The sequence below is a fragment of the Enterococcus sp. DIV2384 genome (assembly GCF_050534975.1).
In the GTDB taxonomy this organism is placed as follows: domain Bacteria; phylum Bacillota; class Bacilli; order Lactobacillales; family Enterococcaceae; genus Enterococcus; species Enterococcus faecalis.
Genome location: NZ_CP172905.1, coordinates 2404500 through 2421466, shown reverse-complemented (window position 1 = coordinate 2421466; position 16967 = coordinate 2404500). Strand labels below are relative to the sequence as shown.

At 39.3% G+C, this 16967-nt stretch carries 15 protein-coding genes; 13 read left to right on the top strand and 2 right to left on the bottom strand.

The window, feature by feature from the left end:
- Nucleotides 1-338 precede the first annotated feature (338 nt).
- The 4 genes from allW to allE all read left to right on the top strand — a co-directional run bounded on the left by allW (nt 339) and on the right by allE (nt 5412).
- The gene (gene allW / locus IGK54_RS11595) at nt 339-1835 is read left to right on the top strand and encodes an allantoin permease (RefSeq protein ID WP_430603016.1); all 1497 of its coding nucleotides are present in this window, start codon (nt 339-341) and stop codon (nt 1833-1835) included.
- Nucleotides 1836-3200, top strand: a complete 1365-nt coding sequence (gene allB, locus IGK54_RS11590; RefSeq protein WP_430603014.1) for an allantoinase AllB — start codon at nt 1836-1838, stop codon at nt 3198-3200.
- Between the two features lie 181 nt (nt 3201-3381).
- Nucleotides 3382-4605: an allantoate deiminase gene (allC, locus tag IGK54_RS11585; RefSeq protein WP_002383320.1), complete on the top strand. Its 1224-nt coding sequence runs from the start codon at nt 3382-3384 to the stop codon at nt 4603-4605.
- A gap of 21 nt (nt 4606-4626) precedes the next feature.
- Nucleotides 4627-5412 carry a (S)-ureidoglycine aminohydrolase gene (gene allE / locus IGK54_RS11580; RefSeq protein WP_002384779.1) on the top strand — a complete coding sequence of 262 codons (786 nt, stop codon included), beginning with the start codon at nt 4627-4629 and terminating at the stop codon, nt 5410-5412.
- 117 nt (nt 5413-5529) lie between these two features.
- Here allE and IGK54_RS11575 read toward each other — a convergent pair whose 3' ends face one another.
- Complete coding sequence (locus IGK54_RS11575; RefSeq protein ID WP_002378917.1) at nt 5530-7155, bottom strand: PucR family transcriptional regulator; 1626 nt, start codon at nt 7153-7155, stop codon at nt 5530-5532.
- Between the two features lie 171 nt (nt 7156-7326).
- Here IGK54_RS11575 and IGK54_RS11570 point away from each other — a divergent pair, with 171 nt between their 5' ends.
- Nucleotides 7327-8535 carry a pyridoxal-phosphate-dependent aminotransferase family protein gene (locus IGK54_RS11570; RefSeq protein ID WP_002355061.1) on the top strand — a complete coding sequence of 403 codons (1209 nt, stop codon included), beginning with the start codon at nt 7327-7329 and terminating at the stop codon, nt 8533-8535.
- A 97-nt stretch (nt 8536-8632) separates the two neighbouring features.
- Complete coding sequence (locus IGK54_RS11565) at nt 8633-9892, top strand: MFS transporter (protein WP_002368361.1); 1260 nt, start codon at nt 8633-8635, stop codon at nt 9890-9892.
- Between the two features lie 45 nt (nt 9893-9937).
- Here the strand turns inward: IGK54_RS11565 and IGK54_RS11560 are convergent, their stop codons facing one another.
- On the bottom strand, nt 9938-10198 hold the full coding sequence (locus IGK54_RS11560) for a metal-sensitive transcriptional regulator (protein WP_002355063.1): 261 nt from the start codon (nt 10196-10198) through the stop codon (nt 9938-9940).
- A 168-nt stretch (nt 10199-10366) separates the two neighbouring features.
- Between IGK54_RS11560 and IGK54_RS11555 the strand changes: the two genes are divergently transcribed.
- The 7 genes from IGK54_RS11555 to IGK54_RS11525 all read left to right on the top strand — a co-directional run bounded on the left by IGK54_RS11555 (nt 10367) and on the right by IGK54_RS11525 (nt 16879).
- On the top strand, nt 10367-10681 hold the full coding sequence (locus IGK54_RS11555; protein ID WP_002365287.1) for a rhodanese-like domain-containing protein: 315 nt from the start codon (nt 10367-10369) through the stop codon (nt 10679-10681).
- Nucleotides 10682-12331 carry an FAD-dependent oxidoreductase gene (locus IGK54_RS11550; RefSeq protein WP_109538062.1) on the top strand — a complete coding sequence of 550 codons (1650 nt, stop codon included), beginning with the start codon at nt 10682-10684 and terminating at the stop codon, nt 12329-12331.
- Nucleotides 12324-12623 (top strand): rhodanese-like domain-containing protein, encoded by a 300-nt coding sequence (locus tag IGK54_RS11545; RefSeq protein WP_002355066.1) that lies wholly within the window; start codon nt 12324-12326, stop codon nt 12621-12623. The genes IGK54_RS11550 and IGK54_RS11545 overlap by 8 nt, the downstream gene beginning before the upstream one ends.
- Nucleotides 12624-12794: 171 nt before the next feature.
- Nucleotides 12795-13961, top strand: a complete 1167-nt coding sequence (locus tag IGK54_RS11540) for an efflux RND transporter periplasmic adaptor subunit (protein ID WP_002359132.1) — start codon at nt 12795-12797, stop codon at nt 13959-13961.
- The gene (locus tag IGK54_RS11535) at nt 13954-14628 is read left to right on the top strand and encodes an ABC transporter ATP-binding protein (protein ID WP_002365285.1); all 675 of its coding nucleotides are present in this window, start codon (nt 13954-13956) and stop codon (nt 14626-14628) included. The genes IGK54_RS11540 and IGK54_RS11535 overlap by 8 nt, the downstream gene beginning before the upstream one ends.
- Entirely contained in the window at nt 14625-15833 is a 1209-nt protein-coding gene (locus IGK54_RS11530) for an ABC transporter permease (RefSeq protein ID WP_142957044.1), read from the top strand. The genes IGK54_RS11535 and IGK54_RS11530 overlap by 4 nt, the downstream gene beginning before the upstream one ends.
- 380 nt (nt 15834-16213) lie before the next feature.
- Complete coding sequence (locus tag IGK54_RS11525) at nt 16214-16879, top strand: helix-turn-helix domain-containing protein (protein ID WP_002359135.1); 666 nt, start codon at nt 16214-16216, stop codon at nt 16877-16879.
- Nucleotides 16880-16967 lie beyond the last annotated feature (88 nt).

Below are 16967 nucleotides of genomic sequence, written 5' to 3'. Positions count from 1 at the left end.
GTTGGATTTCATTTAACTGTATAATTTATTTATGTCATTTTTAATAATAAGCGTATTTTAGCATTTAAAAAGAGAATTTGTACATAATATGTGAATAAAAAGATTTGTTTCTTACTTTCTAGAGTGAGAGGACGATATAAAAAAGGTTGCTATTTTTTCGTTCAAAGTGAACAAAGAATCGTTTGTTATTTAGTTGGGGTAACTAATGATTGTTGTTATAAAAAGCGCTTACAATTTGTGTGATGAGAGTAGTACGCATGTTTGTGCAAAAGTGACAAAAAAGAGAAGGCAGGGTGTTTTAATAGAAAAAAATTTTTTAATAAAAAGGAGAGTTTGTCGTGGAGAAAAATGTGTCTCAAGTAACAGCTCAAGAAGAAACAGCGCTGAAAGCACGTGGCTACAATGAGGATTTGTTGCCAAGTAGCCCGAAACAACGGACAATGAGCGCGCGCAATTTTTTTACATTATGGATGGGTTCGATTCATAATATCCCGAATTATGCAGCAGTGGGCGGCTTTATTTTCTTAGGTTTATCGCCGCTGCAAGTTATGTTGGCAGTTGTGTTAAGCTCATTCATTGTAGCAACTTTCATGAATTTGAATGGCGTGGCTGGCTCTAAATATGGCATTCCTTTTGCGATGCACTTACAGTCTACTTACGGCAGTCTCGGGGCAAAACTGCCAGGGTTCTTAAGAGGTTGTGTGGCCGCGATTGCTTGGTTTGGTCTGCAAACATTTACAGGATCGCTGGCTTTATTAATTATTCTCGGGAAATTTTGGCCGAACTTTTTAGAAATTGGTGGATCATTCCAGTTTTTTGGTCTCAGGCTACCTGAATTAATGGCGTTTACTCTTTTCTGGCTCTTAAATGTGGCAATAGGTTTCGGTGGTAGCAAAATTTTGAACCGTTTTACCGCCATTTTAAGTCTGTTGATTTATGTCGTTATTATTGGATTAACGATTTGGGCCATTCGAGCTGGGGGCGGTTTAACACCAATTTTGTCCTATCAAGTTTCTGGTGCGATTCGTTCAGTCAATCCACTGGTGGCGTATCTGATTATTTTTAACTCGGTTGTGGCCGTTTGGTCAGCGCCTGGTGCGAGTGTGGCGGATTTTACTAAGAATGCGCGCTCGACACGTGCTCAGGTTGTGGGGCAAACAGCAGGTTTAGTTGTTGGTTATGGGATTTTCGCTTTTTCCAGTGTGGTTATTCTGTTAGGTGGTTCGTTGTATTTTGGGATTCAGGAATGGAATATTTTAAACATTATTGATCGTTTAGATAATGTGGCAGTGGTGGTCTTAGCCATGTCGGTTTTCTTATTAACGACTATTTCAACGAATGCAACGGGGAACATCATTCCGGCAGGTTATCAATTGGCGGCGCTATTTCCTAAAAAAATGACGTATAAAAAAGGCGTCATGATTGCCAGTGTTATCAGCTTTCTCATTATGCCTTGGAAACTGATGGAAAACGCCGATAGTATTTTTATTTTTCTGAACGCAATTGGGGCTGTTTTAGGACCAGTCGCTGGTGTGATGATTGCGAATTATTATTTTGTTCAAAAGCAACAAATTGATTTAAATGCTTTATACGTAGATAAACACAAAAAAGAGGAAGCCAATCCTTTTTACGGATTAAACAAGCCGGCATATGTTGCTACTATTCTAGCGTTGGCTCTTTCCTTAAGTGGTCAATTTATTCCACAGGTTAAAATCATTGCTGATATTTCGTGGTTTGTGGGCTTTGCCACAGGTTTTGTGCTGTACTTAGTGTTAAAAAAATGGACTTGGGATTCAAAAAAAGTGAAAGAAACAGCTTATCAGGAGGGAAAATAAATGCAAGCAGAGTTAGTGATTAAAAACGGGTTAGTTATTTTAGAAACTGGAGAAGTCATTACGGATGTCGCCGTTCAAGGAGGAAAAATCGTAGCGATTGGGCAAGACTTGTCAGGAGAACGTGTAATTGATGCGACGGGTTTAGTCGTTAGTCCTGGGATGGTGGATGCCCATGTTCATATCACCGATCCTGGTGGTGGTTACCGCGATGAATGGGAAGGGTATGTCACAGGAACAGCCGCTTGTGCCAAAGGGGGCGTGACGACCTTTATGGAAATGCCTTTAAATCAGATTCCAGCAACTGTGGATAAGACCTCTCTTGAGATCAAATACAAGGCAGGAGAAAATAAACTAAAAGTAGATGTAGGGTCATTTGGCGGCGTGGTCCCGACCAACTTGGCTGGTGGGATTCAGGAACTTGATGAAGGAGGCGTTTCCGGCTATAAATGCTTTTTAGGAACGTGCGGCGATCGTTCAATTGAAGGAGATTTTCAAAATGTCGACGATTATTCACTATATGAAGGAATGAAACAAGTTGCCAAGACTGGCAAAGTGCTAGCCATCCATGCAGAAAATGCGCCAATTACGGATAAATTAGGCGCGTTAGCTTATCAAAATGGTGAAACGACTTTAGCGGCATATGTAGCTACACGTCCTGTGTTTACCGAAGTTGAAGCGATTCAAAAAGCTATTTTATTTGCCAAAGAAACAGGTTGTCGGATTCATATTTGTCATGTGGCTTGTCAAGAAGGTGTGGAAGAAGTTTTAAAAGCCCAAGCAGAAGGGATAGATGTGACTTGTGAAACATGTACGCATTATTTATATTTTACCACGGATGAACTTGATGCCATTGGTCCAGTTGTCAAATGTTCGCCGCCGATTCGTGACGCGGACCAACAAGCCGCCTTATGGAACCACGTGCAAACAGGCGGCATCGCGTTTGTAACCTCTGACCATTCACCTTGTACGCCAGACTTAAAATATACAACCAATGCTTTTGAAGCTTGGGGCGGCATTTCTGGTGTTCAAAATAACGTCGATGTGTTATTCGATGAAGCCGTCCAAAAACGTGGTTTATCCTTGAAACAATTCGCGGATATGATTGCAGCAAACCCAGCTGACCGTTATCACTTAGCACAAAAGGGCCGCATCAGCATTGGTAAGGATGCCGATTTTGTACTAATTAAACCTAATGCGCCATATATCTTAAAAGCAGAAGATTTAGAATATCGAAATAAAATTAGTCCTTACATTGGTCGTGAAATTGGGGCCCAAGTGATTCAAACAGTTTTAAGAGGCGAAACAATTTACGCACAAGAAACTGGGGTAACCGAGGCGTTTAACGGCATATTTATCAAAAATTAAACACCTATTTTAGAAATGAAAAGGGACAGAAGTGTGATTGAATTAGCGCCTCTGTCCATGAGTTAGAGGATGTTTATTGGTTGTTTTGCACAAAAAAAGGCTTAATTTTGTTTGATAAGTACAATGAAGATAACTAGGGAAACGTTTACAATCAGAGTGTAATCAGTCAGGAGGTTTTGTGATGGACTTGGAAAAAGTTTTAAAACAAAGAATCGAAGAGTTGTCAGCAATTGGGAGTGATCCTGCAGGAGGGATGACACGCTTACTTTATACAGATTCGTGGTTGGCAGCACAAAAGTATGTGCAAAGCCAAACTGAGGCGTTTGGACTGGAAACGCAATTTGACGAAGTCGGGAATCTGTTTTGTCGAGTGGCAGGAACGGAATTTCCTCAGGAAACGATTTTAACTGGGTCACATATCGACACAGTAGTTAATGGTGGGACCTTAGATGGTCAATATGGTGTTATTGCTTCCATGACGGCTGTTCAATATTTATTAGACAAATATGGGAAACCACGGCGTTCTCTAGAAGTGCTTTCCATGGCTGAAGAAGAAGGGAGTCGTTTTCCAACGGTTTTCTGGGGAAGCAAAAATGTCGTTGGTGAAGCCAAACGTGAAGAAGTAGTCGATATCTCTGACAACGAAGGTAAAAAGTTTGTTGATGAGATGCATCGCCAAGGCTTTGATTTTCGGCAGGAGCAAACAAGACGTGAGGACATTGAAGCATTTGTCGAAATTCATATTGAACAAGGCAATATTTTAGAGAACGAAAAGCTCCAAGTCGGTGTTGTTCATAGTATTGTAGGACAACGTCGCTACACGGTTAACTTAAAAGGGCAAGCCAATCATGCAGGCACTACGCCAATGAGTTACCGTCATGATGCGGTGTACGGCTTTGCTAAAATTTGTGCAGAAGCCATTGATCGTGCGAACGAAATTGGGGATCCGTTAGTTTTAACATTCGGTAAAGTCATTCCGAAACCCAATACAGTCAACGTGGTGCCTGGAGAAGTGGAATTTACAATTGACTGCCGTCATACCGACGCTGCTTTTTTACGACATTTTACAGGTGAATTAGAAGAACGGATGAAGACAATTGCTCAAGAATTAGGATTAACGATTGCGATTGACCGCTGGATGGATGAAGCCCCTGTACCGATGAATCAAGCAATTGTAGAAGTTATTGAACAAAAAGCCAAAGAAGGCAAGTATCAGTATCGTATGATGCATAGTGGTGCTGGGCATGATTCGCAAATTATTGCGCCCCATTACCCGACAGCGATGATATTTGTGCCAAGTATTGGTGGGATTAGTCATAATCCAGCAGAAGCAACGGCATTTCCAGATTTGGTTGAAGGCGTCAAGCTTTTAGCAGATACCTTATATGAATTAGCGTATAAATAAGATAGAAAAGGAAGAATTGTGATGGGTTATAAAAATAATCGAGTTGGTTACCAAAAAGAATTGTTAACATCAAGAGCTGTGATAAAAAAAGACAATTACGCCATTATTCCCCATGATGGTTTGGTGCAAAATGCAGTACCTGGTTTTGAAAATGTCGATATTTCCATTTTGGGATCGCCTAAATTAGGTGCGACATTTGTGGATTACATTGCTACGTTTCATAAAAATGGTCAACAAACAACTGGTTTTGGTGGCGACGGGATCCAAACGTTGGTTTATGTCATTGACGGTCGTTTGCGCGTTTCAGATGGTCAAGAAACTCATGAACTTGAAGCAGGGGGCTATGCCTACTTTACGCCTGAAATGAAAATGTATTTAGCAAACGCACAGGAAGCGGACACAGAAGTTTTCTTATATAAAAAACGCTATCAGCCGTTGGCAGGCCATCAACCTTATAAAGTGGTTGGGTCAATTCATGACCAACAACCAGAAGAATATGAAGGAATGACAGACGTGTTACTTTGGAGTTTATTGCCGAAAGAGTTTGACTTTGATATGAATATGCATATCTTATCTTTTGAACCAGGTGCTAGTCATGCCTATATTGAAACGCATGTCCAAGAGCATGGTGCGTATTTAATTAGTGGCCAAGGGATGTACAATTTGGACAATGAATGGTATCCAGTGGAAAAAGGGGACTATATTTTCATGAGTGCCTATGTGCCACAAGCAGCCTATGCGGTTGGCCGTGAAGAACCGCTAATGTACGTTTATTCCAAAGATGCCAATCGTGAACCAGAATTATAAAGAAAAGCCGAATGTAAAGTAATGACCTCGGAACAATAGGATTTGAACACGCAGTGGTGAACGGTAGAGTCCTTTTTCTTGGTAGACGTTACTTTTATTCGGCTATTTTCCTGTTAATTATTTTTCTGAAAGTTCTAGCGCTACCCGTAAGAGTAAACTCGTCTCAGGCTCTTGAATAGAGGTGCCTAATAATTTTTCACATTGATTCATGCGATATTTAATGGTGTTTCTGTGAAGGTAAAGAGCGTTGGCCGTTTTAGTAATTTCACAATTGAAATCTAAAAAAACTTTCAAGGTTTTTCGTAATTCTTGTAACGTCGGTTCCGTCGGATAGGCCAACTCTTTCAATTGTTGCTGGCAAAAGTATTCAACATCTTCAGTGCCAATCTTTTCAAAAAGTCCAGCTAGGCCTTTGGGATGGAACAATTGCACAGTCGCTGGTTTTTGAGCGTGTAAAGAAGCCTCTAATGTCGAGGAAGCTTCAATATAAGAATTAGGCAATTCTTCTAGGTTTTCATAAGCATTGCCTAAAGCAAAGCGAATGGTAATAGGCAAAGCCTGTTGCAAACGTTCAGCGAGGTTTTGCAAAATCATCAAATGGTCATTTTTCTTAGATTGAAAAATCAAGATACTTTTATTTTGATTTTTTAATTTAAACAAGGCGACATCTGGCAGGATTTCCGGCAATTGTTCTTTGAGCCATTGGAAAATTAGTTGCCCTTCCGCTTGCTGATAACGAATATGGGTTTCATTTTCTGGTTTAGTCACGCCGTAGACAATCGCTAATTGATAATAATCACTGTTGATTAAACGATAATTTTTCCAAAGTTCCAACCAATTTTGATGTTTACTCAGCGCTTCTTGATGTGTATCAAGCAAGCGGTCCAAAAAGTCTGTTTTGAGATGTTCAAAAGATTCAGCAATTTTCTGGTTTTTAAATAACATAAAAGTCAAAACTAAAATGGCCTGATCAATGGCAAATTCAGAAATAGGGTAAGGAATCTGTTCAGGAGATAAGACCAATAAATAATAGGGAAAATAATCGTTCACACGAATTGGAAAGCCAGCTACTTGAATGTTTTCTTGTCGCTCATCCTGTAAACGAAAGATTTTCTTTTCTTGTGCCAATTGTTGAAAGTGGTCTTTTGATAATTGTTCGATGAAAAACTCCGCCGATTTTTGATTGCCATAAAAATAATTCGAGTGGGCAATCACCTGTTGCCAAGGACTTAATAAAATAATTGGCGCATTTAAAATTTTCGCAAATTCAGCGATGAAACGCGTAGCATCAACATCTTGCATTAATAATGTTGAAAAACGCTTTTGGATGTCAAATGCTACAGACATCTGTTCGGTTTTGCTATCACGAAGATAGCCTACAATTTCATGCAACAACCCGCCTAGTGGCTGTGTGCTAGGAATTTTAATCAGGGGCAAATCAACGGCACTGGCATAGGCAACAATTTCTGGTGAAATTTCGTCAAGGAACCGCCCAACTTTGATTCCTAAAGCCGTACATTCTGCTTGTTTTAGCGAGTCAATAAAAGGTTTCAATTTTTCTTGATCATCTTTATAAATCATTGCCGTTGTTAAAATCATGACATTTTTAGGGATAAAATCAGCCACATCAGGTGTTTCCGTGATTTCTACACTTTCCAAGGGCTGTGTTAAGTTTGAGTGAGACGATAATAATTGTAAGTCAGAAAATCTTGGTAAAGCCAAGACCTCAGCTAATATTTTCATCACAACAACCTCCTTTTTTTATAGTATAGCGAAGAATAAAAAGGAGTACAAAAGATAGTTATTGAATATGTCTAAAAAACAAAGTCAAAATAGTGCAAATTGAACAATGAATTTCTGGGTTTTTCCAAAGATAATAAAAGAGAAGAATTAAAAATGAAGTGAGGGATTACTATGTATCAACAACCAAATTTTGTACGGCGAACAATCATGACGCCGGGACCAGTCGAAGCCCATCCATCGGTACTTCGTCAAATGGGTCAACCAATTTTAGGGCAATTTGATCCAGAATTTCTACAGATTATGGACGAAGTTCGGGAAATGATTAAAGTACCTTTTGCCACAAAGAATCAACAAGCCTTTGCCATTGATGGCACGTCACGTTCAGGCTTAGAAGCGGGGTTATTTGCATTGATTGAGCCAGGTGACAAAGTGCTTGTGCCTGCGTATGGCCGGTTTGCTTATTTATTAGGTGAAATTTGCGAACGCGCCCGGGCCGAAGTCATTTATTTAGAAAAGGACTGGCTCGCACCGTTTGAACAAACAACGGTGATTGAAGCGATTAAAGAACATCAACCAAAAATTGTTGCGATGGTCCACGGCGAAACGGCGAATGCACAAATGCAACCGCTGGATCAAATTGGCGCCTTTTGTCGGGAAAATGAAATTTTCTTCGTAGTAGATATGGTGGCGACTTACGGCGGTGTCGAAACAAAGGTCGATGATTGGAAGATTGATATTGCGGTAGCAGGCACTCAAAAATGTGTCAGTGTACCTTCAGGCCTTTCTTTGATTACTTACAACCAACGTGTGGCCGACTATCTGGCGGGCCGTTACCAAAAAGAGTTAGGGCTTGGCGCGGATGCGCGGAATGAACGGTTCATTCAAAGTAACTACTTGGATTTATCGCAATTAGAAAAATATTGGGGACCAGAGCGCTTAAATCACCATACAGAAGCGACTACAATGATTTACGGGCTACATGAAGGGCTGCGCTTGTTACTTCAAGAAGGCATGGAAAATGTCTACGCACGCCATCGGAAAAACGATCGTATTTTAGTTGAAAGTCTGCAAAAAATGGGCTTAGAAATTTTCGGGAAGTTAGACACAAAAACACCAACAGTCATTCCTGTGGTCATTCCAGAAGGAATTGATGGTGAAAAGGTGCGAAGCTTATTACTGGATCATTTTAAAGTTGAAATTGCCTCTTCCTTCGGTGATTTAAAAGGAAAAATTTGGCGGGTCGGTAATATGGGTTACAGCAGTCGCGAAGACAATGTGTTGCATTTTTTAAGTGCCTTTGAGACTGTATTGAAACACCAAGGCTATCAATTTGAAGGCGGTAGCGGTAGTACTCATGCATTGGCTGAGTATTTAAACTAAAAAAGAAGGTAGGACAAAGGTCACTACGTAAAAAAGCGTAGTGCTTTTGTTCCTTGTGAAACGTTAACCAAAAAAATGATTGGTGGAGGAAAAGAAAATGACAGACAAGACAAAAAGTTCGTTGGCTTATTGGAAAAAAATCGTTATTTTACTATGTATGGGCTGGGTAACAATCTGGATTTATCGTTCCGCGCTTTCTCCTGTTTATCCACAAATTCGCGCGTCTCTAAATGGTAACGCTTCCGATACGGCCCTAGGGTCCATTTCTAGCTTTTATTTTCTCGGTTACGTAGTCATGCAGATTCCTGCAGGCTTCTTGGTAGACAAAATTGGGAAAAAACGTGTATTAATTCCAGGATTTATCTTGTTTGCGCTGGCAGCATTACTGATTGCCCAAGCCCAAACGATTGGAACAATTTACTTAGGTAGCTTATTGGCAGGCTTAGGATGTGGTTCTTTCTATGGCTCGGCTTACTCGTTGACGTCGCAAAACATTCCTCAAGCCAAAAAAAGTTTTGCAACAGCTATTGTCAACAGTGGTTCAGCCGTTGGTTCAGGTTTAGGAATGATTTTATCTAGTTATTTAGTTGCCCAAAAAGGATTACCTTGGCAAGTGATGATGTACATTTCCGCCTTTATGATTATTTGTATGTTAGTGGCTTTTCAAGTGATTATTCGCAATCATAAAGAAGACATGGCCTTGATTCAGCCAACCGTTGTTGATGAAAAAGATAACGGAGCGGTAAAAGAAAAAGTGCCCTTTAAAAAACTGTTTGCGCCACATATGCTATTTGCGTATATTTTATATTTTGGCACTTGTTATGCATATTATATGATTGTGACTTGGTTACCTAATTTTTTAAGTACCGAACGCGGTTTCCAAGGAGCGGCAATTGGATTGTCCTCTTCGCTGGTCGCATTTGCCTCTATTCCAGGAGCGTTATTTTTTAGTCGGTTGGCGGATAAGTACATGCATAAAAAAGTTCAATTCATCGTTGTTTTAGAATTTTTAGCAACAGCTATGCTCTTGTTAACTGTACAAGTAAGTAATGCAACGTTGTTATTAATTGCTTTAATTATGTATGGGTTCTTAGGAAAATTAGCTGTAGAACCGATTATTATTTCTTGGCTAGGTGAAAATGCACCAAAAATTGGAATTGGCACTACTTTGGGCGTGTTTAACTTTTTCGGCATGATGTCATCTGTGATCGCCCCAGCTTTAACTGGGAAAATTTCAGACACAACGGGTTCGAAAGTCATGGGCTTTTATATCGCCGTCGTGATTTTACTAATTGGCACGATTCTTTTTATGCTTGTTAATTTAAAAAAACGCGGGGCAGATTCGTCTAATAAATAAAAAAACAACGCAAACTTATCTTTCGCTGAATAAGTTTGCGTTGTTTTACTTTTTGACAATCATATTAATCGCTTGTGCTAATCGCTCTTCTTGTTCTTTAGGATCTTTTTCAGGATTTTCAAAGCAATGCTTTAGATTCTCCGCAACTATCATTCCCATTACGCGATCAATACTAGAACGGACCGCACTCAACTGAGTGATAACATCGATACATTCTTTTTCTTCATCAATCATTTTTTGAATCCCGCGAATTTGACCTTCTGTGCGGCGTAAACGATTCAGCACTTTCTTTTTTTCTTCAGTCATTTTGCCCCTCCTTAAGAGTAGTGATTGGTTTAAAATATACCTATACGAGGTATTTTTGTCAACTATCTTTTCTTTGAATCTAAAAAGAGCAGAAATCTCTTCAGTTGACAAGTCTAACTTTTTCATGTTAAATATACCCCATAAGGTATATAAGAGAAGGAGAAAAAGATGTTATTTCAATTGTTTAAAAAAACGCCAAGTATTTCAACAAAAGAATTGCAGTCACGTTTATCTAAAGAGATAACGTTATTAGATGTCCGGACACCTAGCGAATACCGCGCAGGGCATATTCCACAAGCGATTAATGTCCCACTTAACAAAATTCCCGCCTACAACAAATCCGCTAACGAGGTCTATGTGATTTGCCAGTCCGGCATGCGCAGCAAAAATGCGGCCAAAATTTTAGCGAGAAAAAACTATCACGTGATTAATGTTCGTGGCGGGATGTCCCAATGGTCTGGTCAAATTAAAGGAGGAAAATAAATGAAAATTGTAATTATCGGAGGCGTGGCTGGTGGTATGTCAGCAGCGACACGCTTACGTCGTTTAATGGAAGATGCTGAAATTGTTGTCATGGAAAAAGGCCCTTTTGTTTCATTTGCAAACTGTGGTTTGCCTTACTACGTTTCTGGCGAAATCGCAGAAAGAGAGCAACTGCTTGTTCAAACACCCGAAGCGTTAAAGGCACGGTTTAATTTAGATGTTCGTCCTCACCATGAAGTCGTGGCTATTGATCCAATAGAAAAAGTGATCACAGTGAAACATGAAACAGAAATTTTAACAGAACACTATGACAAATTGATTCTATCACCAGGGGCGAAACCTTTTGTGCCACCAATTACAGGATTGGCAGAAGCCAAAAATGTTTTTTCATTAAGAAATGTTCCTGATTTAGATCAAATTATGACAGCCTTGACACCAGAAACAAAACGAGCCGTCGTGATTGGCGCAGGCTTCATTGGCTTGGAAATGGCAGAAAACTTGCAAAAACGCGGATTAGAAGTCACTCTCGTGGAAAAAGCACCCCATGTTTTACCGCCATTAGACGAAGAAATGGCCGCTTTTGTCAAAGCTGAATTAAGCAAAAACAATGTTCAAGTAATTACGGGACAATCTGCGGTTGCTTTTGAAGAAGAAGGGCAAGTGATTCGCTTAGAAGACGGTCAAACATTAGCTTCTGATTTAACCATTTTGTCGGTGGGTGTCCAACCAGAAAATACCTTAGCAGTTGAAGCAGGTGTAGCAACTGGTTTACGTGGCGGAATTGTTGTTGATGAACACTATCAAACGAATCAACCCGATATTTATGCGGTTGGGGATGCTATTGTAGTGAAACAACAAATCACTCAAGAGGATGCGTTGATTTCTTTAGCTTCTCCTGCCAATCGCCAAGGACGTCAAGTAGCGGATGTGATTGCTGGGTTAGAGAGAAAAAATCAAGGAAGCATTGGGACCGCCATTGTGCGAGTCTTTGATTTAACCGCTGCTTCAACTGGTTTAAGCGAACGGGCTGCTAAAGCTGCTGGACTAACAACAGCTGTTGTGCATATCAGTGGAAAAGACCATGCGGGGTATTATCCTGGCGCAACAGATCTTCAGTTAAAATTAGTTTTCCATCCTACGACAGGGGAAATTTATGGCGCACAAGGAATTGGGGCAAAGGGCGTAGATAAGCGGATTGATATTCTTGCGACCGCTATTAAAGGACAGTTAACTATTTTTGATTTGCCTGAATTAGAGTTTACCTATGCGCCGCCGTTTGGTTCAGCGAAAGATCCTGTGAACATGTTAGGCTATGCAGCGATGAACCTTGCAGAAGGATTGAGTGAAAACATTCAATGGTATGAGCTATCCAACGAATTAGCTAAGGGGGCTGTTTTATTAGATGTCCGTAATCCCGCCGAACGAGCCAATGGTCAATTTAAAAATGCTGTGTCTATTCCTTTAAATGAGTTAAGAGAACGTTTGGAGGAATTAGACAAGTCAACGGAGTACATTGTTAGTTGTCACAGCGGTTTGCGTAGTTATATTGCAGAACGGATGCTAAAACAAGCAGGCATCTCAGCCAAAAATTTAGATGGTGCTTTTGCGCTATATAGAATGGTAAAACCGGAGGAACTAGAAAATGTATAACACGATTGGCATGCCTGAATTTTATCAGGAAGCAAAACGAAAAAAATTACCGATTATTGATGTACGAGAAGAAATGGAATACCAACTGGGGCATGTCCCTCAGGCCATCAACTTACCTTTAAGTACTTTAACCGAAAATTATCAGCAATTAGATAAAAACCAACCCTATTATCTGATTTGTCAAATGGGATCGCGCTCCGCACAAGCGTGTGCGTTTCTCAGTCAACAAGGGTATCAAGTAACCAATGTTCTAGGTGGTACATCTGGCTGGTTGGGTCAATTAGAACAATAAAATAACAAAAAACGTTTATCCTTTTACACAGGATAAACGTTTTTTTGTTAGATAAAGATGTGTCAAAACTGTAAGAGGAATGATAGGAAGATGAAGGGACCAGTTTTTTTATTCATTATATACTAAATAAAATGACAAACTCGTCAACAGAAATCAAGGAGGAACAAATAAATGAAAAAGTCAGGCCAGAAGAAGCGAAATAAAAAAGTGTGGTTCGGTATTGGTGCCGCAGTGGTCGTCGTCGGATTTATCGGAGCAAAAACAGTTTTTTCTTCAAAAGAAGTTGAACCTGAATACACAACGTATACCATTACAGAAATGGCCTCATTAAAATTAGATGGTCAAGTGAGTTTTCTAGATACTCGGGATATTTTCTTTGATCCTTCTTTAGGAAAAATTGCCGAAATAAATGTTGAAAATGGTAAAGAAGTCAAGAAAGATAGTCCATTGTTAACGTACAATAACTCAGACATCCAAGCCACAGAAACAGAACAAGCGAATGCCGTTAATCGGAATAATCTTCAAGTTCAACAAGCACAAGAGAACGTTAACTTAGCCACTCAAAAATACAATGAAGCCTTAAACAAAGTTGCTGCAGCCAAGCAAAAATTAAACACCGCAAAAGAGGCTGAAGAGAAAGAAACACTAAATGCGGAAATTCAGCAATTGAATGAAGCCGTTAGTGCTGCGAATAGTGAAGTCGCCCAAGCTAACCAAGCCCTTCAATTAGCCAACAGTGATGCCGTCGGAGCAGCAAACACGCTTGAACAAACACGTGGCAAAGTCAACACAGTCGTTACAGCACCAATTGATGGCCAAGTCACTGTCGATGCTAGTGCCATGAGTAGTACCGACAAACCAGTCATTAAAATTGCAACACAAAAGAAAAATATTCAAGGAAAAGTAACCGAATATGATTACGATAAATTACAGACAGGGGAAGAAGTAACAGTGACGACCGTTGGTTCAGGCAAATCAGCGCCAGGCAAAATTGTTTCCATTGCGCAAACCCCAATAGCTAAAAATGAAGGCAATCCAGTAGTGAGTTATCAATTTACAGTAGAAGGTGATTTTCCTTGGGCAGAAGGCTTGTCTACTAGTATCGCTGTGCCACAAAAGCAAATGATTATACCGACAGCAGCAATCCAAAAAGAAGGCCAAAAAGAATTTGTCTATGTTTACAAAGCGGGCAAAGCGAAAAAAACACCGATTGAAACAGAAACAAATTTAGGTCGTAAAGTTGTCAAAAGTGGCTTGAATTGGAAAGACCAAGTGATTGCCAATCCCAATAAAGAATTAAAAGATAATCAAGATGTTCAGGTAGCTGCCAATGATTAAGCTAGCCCATATTCATAAATATTATTATTCCGAAGAAGAAACACTGCATGTGTTAGATGATATTAACCTCCAAGTAGACGCTGGAGAATTTTTAGCGATTATGGGTCCTTCTGGTTCTGGGAAATCGACTTTGATTAATTTGCTAGGCTTTATTGATAAAAAGTTTGAAGGAACGTATTTATTTGAAGACCGTGAAATTGGCGACTTTTCTGATAAGGAACTATCCCGAATTAGAAATGAAGCAGTCGGCTTTGTCTTTCAGAATTTTAGTTTAATTGAAACACTAACAGTTGAAGAAAACATTGAATTACCTCTTTTATATAGTGGGTTAACCCCAAAAGAAGCCAAAGATCGTGTCCACGAAGTTCTGACAAAAGTCGGCTTGCCAGATAAAGGCAAGAAGCATCCAAAACAACTTTCGGGCGGACAACAACAACGTGTTGCCATTGCGCGTGCGATTGTCAATCGGCCAAGTTTTATTATTGCAGATGAACCAACTGGGGCTTTAGATAGTAAAACATCGGAAGAAATTTTAACGCTCTTTCAGCAATTAAACAATGAAGGTGTCACCATTATTTTAGTGACACATGATGAAGAAACAATTGAATACTGCAATCGTTTGATTAAAGTTCGTGATGGAAAGATTTTAGAGGAGGTGCTGACATGAAACGTTCAATTATTTGGAAAACCGCCTTCCGTTCCATTTTGAAAAATAAGCGACGCAGCTTGTTAACGATGCTAGGGATTGTCATCGGGATCGCTTCGGTGATTACCATCGTGGCTATCGGTAACGGCTTTAAAGAAGACATGGTCGATAAATTATCTGCTGAAAAACAAAAAGAAAATGTGAAAAAGATTTCTTTTTCGGCCTACAACACTTCGGATATGTTTAGTGACCAAGCGATGTTTACCGACAATGATTTAGGGGTCGTGCGCATGGTTCCTGGCGTAGAAAAAATTGATTTTGATCAAAGAGAAGTTGATGGCGCCCAAAAAGGTACACTGAATTTTCAAGCAGGACCGAAAAATCTTTCCGTAACCTATGAACTTGCCGACAAAACCACCAAAGAATTGTTGGTGGGACGCCAACTGAATGATGGAGACAATGCAAAACTGGATAAAACAGTGGTGGTGGATGAACTGGTTGCCAAAGAACTCTACCAAGACCCGACTGCAGCAGTTAATCGAACTTTTCCATATAAAGAGCAACTTTTTACCATTGTTGGCGTGACAACCAATACCAGCGGTGCCATTGGTCCAGGTAATGATGACTCATTACTTTATTTTCCCAAAAAGACCTATGAACATTATTTCGGCAAGCTAAAAGATACATCTACGTTGAAGCTAACAGTAGCACCTGGCTATCAACAAGATCAAGTATTGAAAGAAACAATAAAAACTCTCTCTCAACAAGGAACCATGAAAAACAGCGGGACGTATCAAGAATATAATGTTAAAGATACCATCAAAGAAATGGGCTCTTTATTAAATAATTTAACCTTGTTTATTTCCGCAATTGCGGCCATTTCACTGGTAATTGCTGGGGTCGGCGTTATGAATATGATGTACATTTCGGTCTCAGAACGGATTAAGGAAATTGGTATCCGACGTGCATTGGGCGGGACAGCCAGTGATATTAAAAAGCAATTCTTAACAGAAGGGATTGCCTTGACCTTAATCGGCGGAATTACTGGTTATCTTTTAGGAATGATTATTGCCTACTTAGCATCAATGGCACTACCGTTTTCTGTTCGTCCAGATTTAATGACGGTTTCATTAGCCATCGGGATTTCTGTCTTTATCGGGGTTGTATTTAGCTATTTCCCTGCCTCGGCAGCTTCAAAAAAAGACTTAATCGATATTATGAAATAAATATAAATAGCAAAGAAACAGCCATTTTTGGCTGTTTTTTTTAGTGAAAGTAGAAAAAAATCCAAAGATTTCAAGAGAAAGTAGCTAACAAACGTCAAAAGGTTGATATTAGCTACCAACTTTTTGACGTTTGTTAGCTAAATAAAAAAGAAAAAAATGAAAAAAATAGCACGTTGAGAATTAAATAACAAACATTTTTTAAATAAGACTATTGGAAATCCTTTATAAATCTGGGATTACAGGAATGACTGTTAATGACTGATTTGCTTGTAAATTTCTAAATTTTAATTCGAAAAATTTCCAGTATACTAAATATATCAAAACAAAACACGAAAATTGAGAAAATTTTGAACTAAAAAAGAATTAAGGAGGAATCAAGAATGAAAATAATGGTCATCACAAAAAATATTTTATCAGAAACTGCTTTTCAAAACCGCTTACAGCATTTAGATCACCAAGTTTTTTGTACGACGTGTCTGATTGGTGAAATTAAGGAAAGTCATTTGTTTTATCGAAAATTTGATGCCATCATTCTCAGCGAAACGATTCCTCGCAAAGAACAATATTTATATCTAAAGGAATTAGCCAGAGTTAAAACGCCGTTGTTTCTTCGCTCGGAAGACATTCCTACCTCGGAAGAATTGAGCATTAGCTATCAATATGGCATTCTCAATTGGTTACGATTGGATGCGACTTTGGATACATTAAGAGAAAATCTCCTTTTGGCAGAATTAAATAAACCCATCCAACGAGAAGATGAAAAGTTAGATGTAGAGGGGATAAAGCTAACAGCCGCAGAACGTGCACTACTGGCTGTCTTGTATAGTACGCCAAAAGAACACTTACCAATGGAACGCCTTTGTAAATTAATATATGACACAGAAGAAACAGCCAATAATCGAAAAAAAATGACCAAACAGCTGACAAAATTAAATAAAAAAATTCAAGTAGGGGGCTTTAAAAAACAAGGTATCCAAAATACACGGTATAAAGGCTACAAACTGCATCCGCAGTTGCTTCCTTACATTGGTGAATTATTTACTTAAATTAGAGAAGCACTTGACGAATGAAAATCACCATCACAGGATGACCCCTAAAAACCATGCTATACTAATAAGGAATAGTATAGGAGGT

Coding starts and splice junctions, on each gene's coding strand:
- allB (WP_430603014.1), top strand. CDS start 1,836: ATGCAAGCAGAGTTAGTGATTAAAAACGGGTTAGTTATTTTAGAAACT.
- allC (WP_002383320.1), top strand. CDS start 3,382: ATGGACTTGGAAAAAGTTTTAAAACAAAGAATCGAAGAGTTGTCAGCA.
- allE (WP_002384779.1), top strand. CDS start 4,627: ATGGGTTATAAAAATAATCGAGTTGGTTACCAAAAAGAATTGTTAACA.
- IGK54_RS11575 (WP_002378917.1), bottom strand. CDS start 7,155: ATGAAAATATTAGCTGAGGTCTTGGCTTTACCAAGATTTTCTGACTTA.
- IGK54_RS11570 (WP_002355061.1), top strand. CDS start 7,327: ATGTATCAACAACCAAATTTTGTACGGCGAACAATCATGACGCCGGGA.
- IGK54_RS11565 (WP_002368361.1), top strand. CDS start 8,633: ATGACAGACAAGACAAAAAGTTCGTTGGCTTATTGGAAAAAAATCGTT.
- IGK54_RS11560 (WP_002355063.1), bottom strand. CDS start 10,198: ATGACTGAAGAAAAAAAGAAAGTGCTGAATCGTTTACGCCGCACAGAA.
- IGK54_RS11555 (WP_002365287.1), top strand. CDS start 10,367: ATGTTATTTCAATTGTTTAAAAAAACGCCAAGTATTTCAACAAAAGAA.
- IGK54_RS11550 (WP_109538062.1), top strand. CDS start 10,682: ATGAAAATTGTAATTATCGGAGGCGTGGCTGGTGGTATGTCAGCAGCG.
- IGK54_RS11545 (WP_002355066.1), top strand. CDS start 12,324: ATGTATAACACGATTGGCATGCCTGAATTTTATCAGGAAGCAAAACGA.
- IGK54_RS11540 (WP_002359132.1), top strand. CDS start 12,795: ATGAAAAAGTCAGGCCAGAAGAAGCGAAATAAAAAAGTGTGGTTCGGT.
- IGK54_RS11535 (WP_002365285.1), top strand. CDS start 13,954: ATGATTAAGCTAGCCCATATTCATAAATATTATTATTCCGAAGAAGAA.
- IGK54_RS11530 (WP_142957044.1), top strand. CDS start 14,625: ATGAAACGTTCAATTATTTGGAAAACCGCCTTCCGTTCCATTTTGAAA.
- IGK54_RS11525 (WP_002359135.1), top strand. CDS start 16,214: ATGAAAATAATGGTCATCACAAAAAATATTTTATCAGAAACTGCTTTT.